At 70.6% G+C, this 11676-nt stretch carries 9 protein-coding genes; 2 read left to right on the top strand and 7 right to left on the bottom strand.

Annotation, left to right across the window (positions count from 1 at the left end):
- A partial coding sequence (locus ACJA3G_RS17415) for a methyltransferase domain-containing protein (RefSeq protein WP_406553913.1) occupies window positions 1-722 on the top strand: 722 nt, incomplete at its 5' end.
- A gap of 95 nt (window positions 723-817) precedes the next feature.
- Here the strand turns inward: ACJA3G_RS17415 and ACJA3G_RS17420 are convergent.
- The 3 genes from ACJA3G_RS17420 to ACJA3G_RS17430 form a co-directional block, all read right to left on the bottom strand.
- Window positions 818-2509, bottom strand: coding sequence for an FG-GAP repeat domain-containing protein (locus ACJA3G_RS17420; RefSeq protein ID WP_406553914.1), 1692 nt, complete (start codon window positions 2507-2509; stop codon window positions 818-820).
- Window positions 2510-2820: 311 nt separating this feature from the next.
- Window positions 2821-3519 (bottom strand): TetR family transcriptional regulator, encoded by a 699-nt coding sequence (locus ACJA3G_RS17425; protein WP_406553919.1) that lies wholly within the window; start codon window positions 3517-3519, stop codon window positions 2821-2823.
- Window positions 3519-4547, bottom strand: a complete 1029-nt coding sequence (locus tag ACJA3G_RS17430; RefSeq protein WP_406553915.1) for an acyl-CoA desaturase — start codon at window positions 4545-4547, stop codon at window positions 3519-3521. Before ACJA3G_RS17430 ends, ACJA3G_RS17425 begins: the two co-directional genes overlap by 1 nt.
- Window positions 4548-4776: 229 nt before the next feature.
- Between ACJA3G_RS17430 and ppc the strand changes: the two genes are divergently transcribed.
- A complete protein-coding gene (gene ppc, locus ACJA3G_RS17435) occupies window positions 4777-7506 on the top strand; it encodes a phosphoenolpyruvate carboxylase (protein ID WP_406553916.1) in 2730 nt (909 codons plus the stop codon).
- A 67-nt stretch (window positions 7507-7573) separates the two neighbouring features.
- Here the strand turns inward: ppc and pth are convergent, their stop codons facing one another.
- The 4 genes from pth to glmU form a co-directional block, all read right to left on the bottom strand.
- Window positions 7574-8167: an aminoacyl-tRNA hydrolase gene (gene pth / locus ACJA3G_RS17440; RefSeq protein WP_406553917.1), complete on the bottom strand. Its 594-nt coding sequence runs from the start codon at window positions 8165-8167 to the stop codon at window positions 7574-7576.
- 88 nt (window positions 8168-8255) lie between these two features.
- Window positions 8256-8843, bottom strand: coding sequence for a 50S ribosomal protein L25/general stress protein Ctc (locus ACJA3G_RS17445; protein WP_406553918.1), 588 nt, complete (start codon window positions 8841-8843; stop codon window positions 8256-8258).
- A 202-nt stretch (window positions 8844-9045) separates the two neighbouring features.
- Window positions 9046-10020, bottom strand: coding sequence for a ribose-phosphate diphosphokinase (locus ACJA3G_RS17450; RefSeq protein WP_358836491.1), 975 nt, complete (start codon window positions 10018-10020; stop codon window positions 9046-9048).
- Between the two features lie 117 nt (window positions 10021-10137).
- Window positions 10138-11625, bottom strand: a complete 1488-nt coding sequence (gene glmU, locus ACJA3G_RS17455) for a bifunctional UDP-N-acetylglucosamine diphosphorylase/glucosamine-1-phosphate N-acetyltransferase GlmU (RefSeq protein ID WP_406553920.1) — start codon at window positions 11623-11625, stop codon at window positions 10138-10140.
- Window positions 11626-11676 lie beyond the last annotated feature (51 nt).

The raw sequence follows: 11676 nt of genomic DNA on the forward strand, positions 1-11676 counted from the left end.
GAACCCGCCCGCCCGTCCGGATCGCGGACCTCGGCTGCGGCCCGGGCAACGTCACCGCCCTGCTCACCGACCGCTGGCCGGACGCCCGGGTCACCGGCTTCGACCTCTCGCCCGAGATGCTCGCCCAGGCCGACAAGGACCACGCGGGCACCACCCCGGGCGGCGGCTGGCTGGACTTCCGCCCGGCCGACCTCGCCCACTGGACCCCCGAGGAGCCGTACGACCTGATCGTCTCCAACGCGGCCCTCCAGTGGGTCCCCAACCACCCCGAGTCCTTCGCCTGCTGGATCGAGGGCCTCACCCCCGGCGGCACCCTCGCCTTCCAGGTCCCCGGCAACTTCACCTCGCCCAGCCACGCCCTGCTCGGCGAGCTCTGCGAGTCGCCGCGCTGGCGCGGGCGGCTGGGCGAGCACGGCCGCCGCTACGTCCACATCCTCAGCCCCGCCGAGTACCTGCTGCGCCTGACCGACCTGGGCTGCGAGGCGGACGTGTGGGAGACGACGTACTCCCAGCTGCTGCCCGGCGAGGACCCGGTCCTGGACTGGGTCAAGGGCACCGCCCTGCGCCCGGCCCTGACCGCCCTCGCCGACGACGAGGAGGCCACCGGGGCCTTCCTCGCCGAATACCGCGACCTGCTGCGCCGCGCCTACCCGCCGGGCCCGCACGGCACGGTCTTCCCCTTCCGCCGCATCTTCGCGGTGGCCCGCAGGAAGGACCGCTGACGCCCGCCGCCGCACGGCTCCCCGAGCCGTCGTAGCGGCCCGGACACGCCGGTTCCCCGCGCCCCTCGGGGACGCGGGGAACCGGTGCGGAACTCCTAGTACAGGTCGTTGTAGGTGTTCCAGCCGTCGCCCAGCTTCACCCGGGACTTGAAGCCGCCGTAGCCGTTGGAGTCGTAACGGAACGCCTCACCGCGGGAGTTGGTGGCGATCAGGTCCGCCCGGCCGTCGCCGTTGAGGTCGCCGGGGGCCGCGATGGTGCGGAACTGCTGCCAGCCGGGGCCGACGTAGACGCGCGACCGGAACGGGGCCGAGGAGGACCCGGTGCCCGCGTACAGGTACAGCTTGCCGTCGCCGGTGCGCGCGACGATGTCGGTCAGGCCGTCCCCGGTGAGGTCGCCCGCGCCGACGATCCGGTCGTAGCCGTTCCAGCCGCCGCCGATCTTGAGGCGGGAGGCGAACCCGGTGCCCTCGCCGTTGCCGCGCTGGAGCCACAGGGTGCCCGAACCGTCACGGCTGAGCAGGTCGCCCTTGCCGTCGTTGTTGAGGTCGCCGGGGCCCACGACCAGGTTGTAGCCGCCCCAGCCGCCGCTGATGTAGTTGCTGTCGGCGTACAGGTTGTTCTCGTAGACCTCGAACAGCTCGGGGTCGTTGTCGGCGTCCAGCGAGGACGCGTAGCCCATGTGCGAGCCGAGCCAGCCGCCGTCGTCGCTCACCTTCTGGCGGGCGCTCAGCGTGCCGTTGTTGCGGGCGTAGTAGTAGTACAGCGTCCCCTTGGCGTCCCGGCCCATCAGGTCGCTCTTGCCGTACGTGGTGTTGCCGCCCTGCGAGGCGAACACGGACGAGACGTACCAGCCGCCGCCGCCCGGGATCCGGTCCGCGAAGTTGCCCTTGCCGTCGGCGAGGTAGAGGTTGAGCGTGCCGCCGGGGGTGCGCGCGGCGATGTCGGCGAGGCCGTCGCTGTTGGTGTCGTCCACGGGCACGATCTGGTTGTACGCGTCCCAGCCGCCGCCGACGCGGACGCGCGACCGCAGCGGGTCGGCGGCGTCGCCGGTGCCCGCGTAGAAGTACAGGTCGCCGCCGGGCGTGCGGGCCACGACGTCCCCGAGGCCGTCGCCGTTCATGTCGTTGGCGCCGACCAGCTGGTCGTAGGCCTGCCAGCCGCCGCCGACCCGGACCTTGGAGGCGAACGGGTCGCCGGTGGCGCTGCCGTTGCCCAGGTACAGGTACAGGTCGCCGGAGGGCGTGCGGGCCATCAGGTCGTACTTGCCGTCGCCGTTGACGTCACCGGGGGCGAAGAGCTTGTTGTAGGCGTTCCAGCCCTGGCCGGTCCAGGTGGCGTACGACGTGCCGCCGGTGCCCGCGCCCGCGTACAGCGACAGGGTCCCGGTGGGGGAGACGGTCAGCAGCTCGGGGGAGCCGTCGCCGTCCAGGTCGCCGGGGGCGATCAGGTCCTTGTACGCGCCGAAGTAGTTGGCGAACTCCAGGCCCTGCTTGCCCGTCTCCAGGTAGGCCTTGCCGTTGATCGCGCGGTAGAGGATGTCGCCCGAGCCGTCCTTGTCGACGTCCAGACGGGGCTTGAGCGGGGTGGCCGCGGCGGCGCCGGACCGCTTGGAGTGCTGCGGCAGCGTGAGCGACGGCTGCGCGTCGAGGCGGGGCGCGGCCGGCTTCACGGCCGTGTGCGGCGCCTTCGGCGCCTCGTCGGCCGAGGCGGTGCCGGAAAGGAGCATGCCGGCCGAGAGTGCCAGGGCGGTGCAGGCCGCGAGGCGGCCGGGGCGCGAGATGCGCACAGAAGACAAAATTCCCCCCAGGGAATATGCGGGTGGAACCGGGTGGAATTCATCGCGGATCACGCGGAATGCGGAGCACGCGGGAACAGCCCTCGCGGGGCCCATACGCGGCGCGTCGACGAGACGTCGAGGCGCGCACGGCCGCTCACGAGAGAATGCCCAAATCCCCCCCGGGAATGTGCGTGAAGCCTACAGCCGATACGCATGTGGTTGAAGTGGAAAATGGGCCACGAGAGAACTCGCGACCCATTCGAGATCTTTACGATCCGCCACCACCGCCCGGCTTCCGTCGGCTTCCGCCCGGTCTCCGCTCAGCTCCTGCGGTGCCCTATCAGCCGGGGCTTCTGCTCCAGCCCGTCCAGGCCGTGCCAGGCCAGGTTCACCAGGTGCGCGGCGACCTCGGCCTTCTTCGGCTTGCGCGCGTCCAGCCACCACTGCCCGGTCAGCGCGACCATCCCGACCAGCGCCTGCGCGTACAGCGGGGCCAGCTTCGGGTCGAAGCCGCGGGCCTTGAACTCCAGGCCGAGGATGTCCTCGACCTGGGTCGCGATGTCGGAGATCAGCGAGGCGAAGGTGCCCGTCGACTGCGCCACGGGCGAGTCCCGCACCAGGATGCGGAACCCGTCCGTGTACTTCTCGATGTAGTCGAGCAGCGCGAACGCGGCCTGCTCCAGGAGCTCGCGCGGATGTCCCGCCGTCAGCGCGCCCGTCACCCCCTCCAGGAGCGAGCGCATCTCACGGTCGACCACCACCGCGTACAGCCCCTCCTTGCCGCCGAAGTGCTCGTACACCACCGGCTTGGAGACGCCGGCCTTCGCCGCGATCTCCTCCACGGAGGTGCCCTCGAAGCCCTTCTCGGCGAAGAGCGTGCGGCCGATGTCCAGCAACTGCTCCCGGCGCTCGGCACCCGTCATCCGGGTACGACGGGTCCGCCGGGGTCGTTCGGTGCCCGCCGAGCCGTTACTGCTGGTCGCGCGGGTGGTGCTGGAGTCGGTCGCCACGTCCTCCATCATGCCGCCTCGGCGGCCTTGTCCTTACGGGCGCTCTCCTCGTGGGCCTTCTCCATCCGCCGGGACGGCGCGCCGGGCTCGCTGCGCTTGGCGTCGAGCCGGTCCTCGGTGGGCCAGCGCACGTCGTACGCCCAGCCCAGCTGCTCGCACCAGCGGATGATCCGGGCGCTGGAGTCGATCTGGCCGCGCATCACACCGTGCCGGGCCGAGGTCGGGTCGGCGTGGTGCAGGTTGTGCCAGGACTCGCCGCACGACAGGACCGCCAGCCACCACACGTTCCCGGAGCGGTCACGGGACTTGAACGGGCGCTTGCCCACCGCGTGGCAGATGGAGTTGATCGACCAGGTCACGTGGTGCAGCAGCGCGACCCGCACCAGCGAGCCCCAGAAGAACGCGGTGAACGCGCCCCACCACGACATCGTCACCAGACCGCCCACGATCGGCGGAATGGCCAGCGAGAGGATCGTCCAGTAGACGAAGTCGCGGGAGATCCGGCGGATCGCCGGGTCCTTGAGCAGATCCGGCGCGTACTTCTCCTGCGAGGTCTGCTCCTCGTTGAACATCCACGCGATGTGGGCCCACCACAGGCCCTTCATCAGCGCGGGCAGCGTCTCGCCGAACCGCCACGGAGAGTGCGGGTCGCCGTCCGCGTCGGAGAACTTGTGGTGCTTGCGGTGGTCGGCCACCCAGCGCACCAGCGGCCCCTCGACCGCCATGGAACCGGCCACCGCGAGGGCGATCCGCAGCGGGCGCCTGGCCTTGAAGGAGCCGTGCGTGAAGTACCGGTGGAAGCCGATCGTGACACCGTGGCAGCCCAGGTAGTACATGAACACCATCAGGCCGAGGTCCAGCCAGCTGACACCCCAGCCCCAGGCCAGCGGCACCGCGGCGAGCAGCGCCACGAACGGCACGACGATGAAGAGCAGCAGCGCGATCTGTTCCACGGACCGTTTGCTCTCACCCCCGCGCGTCGCGGAGGAACCCGGCGGCTCGGTGGCCGGATCGATGAGGTCGGGGCTTGTGGTCATATGGGGATCCCCCCGTGGGGTGAGTGAAGAGACGAGAGGCCCTGGCTACGGATCCGTAACCTACGGCGACGTAAGTATGGCAGTGCCCCGCCGCCGTACAAGAGGGCACAAGAGGGCCGTGGACCGCGTCGCACGTATGGACACCTATCCTGGGTCTCGTCGGACAGCGCGGTCCGCAAGCCTCCAGTACCCCTCCAGACGTGCTCAAACACTGCAAGGAGCCGCACCTGTGAGCAGTGCCGACCAGACCCACGCCGCCAGCCCCGAGCTTCGCGCCGACATCCGCCGACTGGGTGATCTCCTGGGCGAGGCGCTCGTCCGCCAGGAAGGACCCGAGCTCCTGGAGCTCGTCGAGCGCGTGCGCGCCCTCACCCGTACGGACGGCGAGGCCGCCGCCGAGCTGCTCGGCGGCACCGAGGTGGAGACCGCCGCCAAGCTCGTCCGCGCCTTCTCCACCTACTTCCACCTCGCCAACGTCACCGAGCAGGTGCACCGCGGCCGTGAGCTGCGCGCCCACCGGGCCGCCGAGGGCGGGCTGCTCGCCCGCACCGCCGACATGCTCAAGGACGCCGACCCCGAGCACCTGCGCGAGACGGTCCGGAACCTGAACGTGCGCCCGGTCTTCACCGCGCACCCCACCGAGGCGGCCCGCCGCTCCGTCCTCAACAAGCTGCGCCGGATCGCCGCCCTCCTGGAGACCCCGGTCACCGAGGCCGACCGGCGCCGCGTCGACCTCCGGCTCGCCGAGAACATCGACCTCATCTGGCAGACCGACGAGCTGCGCGTGGTGCGCCCCGAGCCCGCCGACGAGGCCCGCAACGCCATCTACTACCTGGACGAGCTGCACGCCGGCGCGGTCGGCGACGTCCTGGAGGACTTGGCGGCCGAGCTCGGCCGGGTCGGTGTGGAGCTGCCCGCCGGCACCCGCCCGCTCACCTTCGGCACCTGGATCGGCGGCGACCGCGACGGCAACCCCAACGTGACCCCGCAGGTCACCTGGGACGTACTGATCCTCCAGCACGAGCACGGCATCAATGACGCGCTCGAAGTGATCGACTACCTGCGCGGACTGCTCTCGAACTCAATCCGGTACGCGGGCGCCACCGACGAGCTCCTCGCCTCCCTCCAGGCCGACCTGGAGACGCTCCCCGAGATCAGCCCCCGCTACAAGCGGCTCAACGCGGAGGAGCCCTACCGGCTCAAGGCGACCTGCGTACGCCAGAAGCTCGTCAACACCAAGGAGCGGCTCGCCAAGGGCACCCCGCACCGGCCCGGCCGCGACTACCTGGGCACCTCCGAGCTCCTGGCGGACCTCACCCTCATCCAGACGTCGCTGCGGGCCCACCGCGGCGAGCTGTTCGCGGACGGCCGGATGGACCGCACCATCCGCACCCTCGCCGCCTTCGGCCTCCAGCTCGCCACCATGGACGTCCGCGAGCACGCCGACGCCCACCACCACGCGCTCGGCCAGCTCTTCGACCGCCTCGGCGAGGAGTCCTGGCGGTACGCGGACATGCCGCGCGAGTACCGCCAGAAGCTGCTGGCCAAGGAGCTCCGCTCGCGGCGCCCGCTGGCCCCCACGCCCGCGCCGCTGGACGAGGCCGGCCAGAAGACCCTGGGCGTCTTCGGCACGATCAAGGAGGCCTTCGAGCGGTTCGGCCCCGAGGTCATCGAGTCGTACATCATCTCGATGTGCCAGGGCGCCGACGACGTCTTCGCCGCGGCCGTCCTCGCCCGCGAGGCCGGACTCGTCGATCTGCACGGCGGCTGGGCGAAGATCGGCATCGTGCCGCTCCTGGAGACCACCGACGAGCTGCGCGCCGCCGACGTCATCCTCGACGAGATGCTGGCCGACCCCTCCTACCGGCGGCTCGTCTCGCTCCGCGGCGACGTCCAGGAGGTCATGCTCGGCTACTCCGACTCCTCCAAGTTCGGCGGCATCACCACCTCGCAGTGGGAGATCCACCGCGCCCAGCGCCGGCTGCGCGACGTGGCCCACCGCTACGGCGTGCGGCTGCGGCTCTTCCACGGCCGCGGCGGCACCGTCGGCCGCGGCGGCGGCCCCTCGCACGACGCGATCCTCGCGCAGCCCTGGGGCACCCTGGAGGGCGAGATCAAGGTGACCGAGCAGGGCGAGGTCATCTCCGACAAGTACCTCATCCCCTCGCTCGCCCGCGAGAACCTGGAGCTGACGGTCGCGGCCACCCTCCAGGCCTCCGCCCTGCACACCGCCCCGCGCCAGTCCGACGAGGCGCTGGCCCGCTGGGACGCGGCGATGGACACGGTCTCCGACGCCGCCCACGCGGCCTACCGCAAGCTGGTCGAGGACCCCGACCTGCCCGCGTACTTCTTCGCCTCCACCCCCGTCGACCAGCTCGCCGAGCTGCACCTGGGCTCGCGTCCCTCGCGCCGCCCGGACTCCGGCGCGGGTCTGGACGGGCTGCGGGCGATCCCGTGGGTGTTCGGCTGGACCCAGTCGCGGCAGATCGTCCCCGGCTGGTTCGGTGTGGGCTCGGGTCTGAGGGCGCTGCGCGAGGCCGGTCTGGACACCGTCCTGGACGAGATGCACGAGCAGTGGCACTTCTTCCGGAACTTCATCTCCAACGTGGAGATGACGCTCGCCAAGACCGATCTGCGGATCGCCCGCCACTACGTGGACACCCTGGTGCCCGACGAGCTCAAGCACGTCTTCGCCGACATCGAGGCCGAGCACGCCCTCACCGTCAGCGAGGTCCTGCGGATCACCGGCGGCGACGAACTGCTCGGCTCGCACCCGGTGCTCCAGCAGACCTTCGCCATCCGCGACGCCTACCTGGACCCGATCTCCTACCTCCAGGTGTCCCTGCTGGCGCGCCAGCGCGCCGAGGCCGAGCGCGGCGAGAGCCCCGACCCGCTGCTCGCGCGGGCTCTGCTGCTGACCGTCAACGGTGTGGCGGCGGGCCTGCGCAACACCGGCTGACCCGGCCACGCGGACACGGCGAAGCCCCGGCGGCCTTACGGCTGCCGGGGCTTCTCCCTTGCGCGGGTCAGGAGTTGTACGTCGACTGCGCCCGCTCCAGACCCTCGATGACCAGCGCCTCGACGGCGTCGGCCGCGCGGTCCACGAAGTAGTCGAGTTCCTTGCGCTCGGTCGAGGAGAAGTCCTTCAGGACGAAGTCCGCGACCTGCATCCGGCCCGGCGGGCGGCCGATGCCGAAGCGCACCCGGTGGTAGTCCGGGCCGAAGGACTTGGTCATCGACTTCAGACCGTTGTGGCCGTTGTCGCCGCCGCCGAACTTCAGCCGCAGCACCCCGTAGTCGATGTCCAGCTCGTCGTGGACGGCGACGATGTTCTCGACCGGCACCTTGTAGAAGTCGCGCAGCTGGGTGACGGGACCGCCGGAGAGGTTCATGTACGACAGCGGCTTGGCCAGGACCACCCGGCGGTTGAGGGGCCCGGCCGGGCCGATCCGGCCCTCGACGACCTGGGCGCGCGCCTTGTGCGTCTTGAACTTGCCGCCGATACGGGAGGCGAGCAGGTCGGCCACCATGAAGCCGACGTTGTGCCGGTTCCCCGCGTACTCGGGACCGGGGTTGCCCAGGCCCACGACCAGCCAGGGCGCGTTCGCATCCGTGGTCATCTCCGCTGCGTCTCTCTTCCGTGCCGACAGGAAAAAACGGGGTGGCGGGCCGCAGTGGCCCGCCACCCCGTCAGGCAGAGCGTACGGCTCAGGCCTCGGCGGACTCGCCCTCGGCCGACTCCGCGGCCGGCTCCTCGGCCTGCGCCGACAGGATCTGCACGACGACGGCCTCGGGGTCGGTGGCCAGCGTGGTGCCCTTGGGCAGCGGGACGTCCTTGGCGAGGATGGACGCGCCGGCCTCCAGGCCCGCGATGGAGACGGTGACGGAGGTCGGGATGTGGGTCGCCTCGGTCTCGACGGAGAGCGTGTTCAGCACGTTCTCGACGAGGAAGCTGCCCGGGGCCAGGTCGCCCTCGGTCTCGACCGCGACCTCGACCGTGACCTTCTCGCCGCGGCGGACGAGCAGCAGGTCGACGTGGACCAGGTAGCCCTTGATGGCGTCACGCTGGACGGCCTTCGGGATCGCCAGCTCGTTCTTGCCGTCGATGTCCAGGGAGAGCAGGACGTTGGGGGTACGCAGGGCGAGCAGCAGCTCGTGGCCCGGCAGGGTGACGTGGACCGGCTCGGTGCCGTGGCCGTAGACGACCGCGGGAACCTTGTTGGCGCGGCGGATGCTGCGGGCGGCGCCCTTGCCGAACTCGGAACGGACCTCGGCGGCGAGCTTGACCTCGGACATGTGCACTCCTCGTATAAGCAGGTGGGAAAAGGTGGCCGTTACCCGGCCACGACTGGCCTGCTACGAAGAGCGCGTCGATAACGGACCGCCGTACCGGAAACAGGTACGGCCTCCCTCGCCGAGCAACTCGATGAGTCTACCCGGCCGGGAGGCCGCACCCAAAAGGATCTTCTGTGACCCCGGTGACCTGTGGCTCCGGTGCCTACTGCTCCTCGAAGAGGCTGGTGACCGAACCGTCCTCGAAGACCTCGCGGACCGCGCGGGCGATCGACGGGGCGATGGAGAGGACGGTGACCTTGTCCAGCTCCAGGTCGGCCGGGTCGGGCAGCGTGTTCGTGAAGACGAACTCGCTGACCTTGGAGTTCTTCAGACGGTCGGCGGCAGGGCCGGACAGGATGCCGTGCGTGGCCGTCACGATGACGTCCTCCGCGCCGTGCGCGAACAGGGCGTCGGCGGCGGCGCAGATCGTGCCACCGGTGTCGATCATGTCGTCGACCAGGACGCAGACGCGGCCCTCGACGTCACCCACGACCTCGTGGACGGTCACCTGGTTGGCGACGTCCTTGTCACGGCGCTTGTGCACGATCGCCAGCGGCGCGTCCAGCCGGTCGCACCAGCGGTCGGCGACGCGCACGCGGCCCGCGTCCGGCGAGACGATCGTCAGCTTGGAGCGGTCCACCTTGGCGCCCACGTAGTCCGCGAGGACCGGCAGCGCGGTGAGGTGGTCGACCGGGCCGTCGAAGAAGCCCTGGATCTGGTCGGTGTGCAGATCGACCGTGAGGATCCGGTCGGCACCCGCCGTCTTCAGGAGGTCCGCGATGAGCCGGGCGGAGATCGGCTCGCGGCCCTTGTGCTTCTTGTCCTGGCGGGCGTACCCGTAGGACGGCACGATCACGGTGATGGAGCGGGCCGACGCGCGCTTCAGCGCGTCGATCATGATCAGCTGCTCCATGATCCACTTATTGATCGGAGCCGTGTGGCTCTGGATCAGGAAGCAGTCCGCGCCACGCGCCGACTCCTGGAAGCGGACGTAGATCTCACCGTTGGCGAAGTCGAAGGCCTTCGTCGGCACGAGGCCGACACCCAGCTGGTGCGCGACCTCCTCGGCCAGCTCGGGGTGGGCGCGGCCGGAGAAGAGCATCAGCTTCTTCTCGCCGGTCGTCTTGATCCCGGTCACAGCACTGTCTCCTCAGAGGTGTTTTCTGCTGCTGAGCCCGCGCGGTCCCTTGGCGACGAGCCAGCCGAATCGTGTGCGCCTATCACGGTACGCCGTGACAGGCGCAGATGTTTCCGGTCAGTTTTCGCCAACGGCCTCTTCGGAAGCGGCGGCAGCCGCCTGCGCGGCGGCGCTGCCCGGCCGCTTGCGGGCCACCCAGCCCTCGATATTCCGCTGCTGGCCACGGGCCACGGCCAGCGAACCCGCGGGTACGTCCTTGGTGATGACCGACCCCGCCGCCGTGTAGGCACCGTCCCCCACTGTGACAGGAGCAACAAACATGTTGTCCGAACCCGTCTTGCAGTGCGAGCCGATCGTGGTGTGGTGCTTGGCCTCGCCGTCGTAGTTCACGAACACACTGGCAGCGCCGATGTTCGAGTACTCACCGATCGTCGCGTCACCCACGTACGACAGGTGCGGCACCTTGGTGCCCTCGCCGATCGTCGCGTTCTTCGTCTCGACGTACGTACCGATCTTCGCCTTCACCCCGAGACGGGTGCCGGGCCGCAGATAGGCGTACGGACCCACCGACGCGCCCTCGCCGATCTCCGAGTCGTACGCCACAGTGTTGTCCACGCGCGCGCCCGCGCCGACCTGGGTGCCGGTCAGCCGGGAGTTCGGACCCACCTCCGCGCCGCGGCCCAGATGCGTGGCGCCGAGCAGCTGGGTGCCCGGGTGGACGAGCGCGTCCTGCTCGAAGGTGACGGTCACGTCGATGAACGTGGTGGCCGGGTCCACGACCGTGACACCCGCGAGCATCGCCCGCTCCAGCAGACGGTCGTTGAGCAGCCGGCGCGCCTCCGCGAGCTGCACCCGGTTGTTGATCCCCAGGATCTCCCGGTGGTCCCCGCCGACCGAGGCGCCCACCCGGTGCCCGGCCTCGCGCAGGATGCCGAGGACGTCGGTGAGGTACTCCTCGCCCTGGCTGTTGTCCGTACGGACCTTGCCCAGCGCGTCCGCGAGCAGCGCGCCGTCGAACGCGAACACCCCGGAGTTGATCTCCCGGATCGCCCGCTGCTCCTCGGTCGCGTCCTTGTGCTCGACGATCGCGGTGACGGTGCCGGAGGCCGCGTCGCGCACGATCCGGCCGTAGCCGGTCGAGTCGGGGACCTCGGCGGTCAGCACGGTGACGGCGTTGCCGTCCTTCTCGTGCGTACGCGTCAGGGCGGCCAGGGTGTCGCCGGTCAGCAGGGGTGTGTCACCGCAGACCACGACGACGGTGCCCTCGATGGACTGGCCGAGCTCCTCCAGCGCCATCCGGACCGCGTGACCGGTGCCGTTCTGCTCGTGCTGGACGGCGGTGCGCACTGAGGCGTCGATCGCGGCGAGGTGGGCGCCGACCTGCTCGCGCGCGTGGCCGACGACCACGACGAGGTGCTCGGGGTCGAGCTCGCGGGCGGCGGCCACGACGTGACCGACGAGCGAGCGCCCGCAGATCTCGTGCAGGACCTTGGGGGTGGCCGACTTCATACGGGTGCCCTCACCCGCGGCGAGGACGACGACGGCCGCCGGTGGGGTATCCCCAGTTCGAGCCGAGCCGAGAACTTGGGGAAGAGTGGCGCTCACGGGAATGCCCTTCGGCTTTGTGTGGTGGACATCCGCAGGATACCGGGGGGT

The organism is Streptomyces sp. YS-3 (genome assembly GCF_045257485.1).
GTDB lineage: Bacteria > Actinomycetota > Actinomycetes > Streptomycetales > Streptomycetaceae > Streptomyces.

What these genes read in the sequence shown, in the direction of transcription:
- ACJA3G_RS17425 (WP_406553919.1), bottom strand. Translation starts at nt 3,519, where the DNA reads ATGGAGGACGTGGCGACCGACTCCAGCACCACCCGCGCGACCAGCAGT.
- ACJA3G_RS17430 (WP_406553915.1), bottom strand. Translation starts at nt 4,547, where the DNA reads ATGACCACAAGCCCCGACCTCATCGATCCGGCCACCGAGCCGCCGGGT.
- pth (WP_406553917.1), bottom strand. Translation starts at nt 8,167, where the DNA reads ATGACCACGGATGCGAACGCGCCCTGGCTGGTCGTGGGCCTGGGCAAC.
- ACJA3G_RS17445 (WP_406553918.1), bottom strand. Translation starts at nt 8,843, where the DNA reads ATGTCCGAGGTCAAGCTCGCCGCCGAGGTCCGTTCCGAGTTCGGCAAG.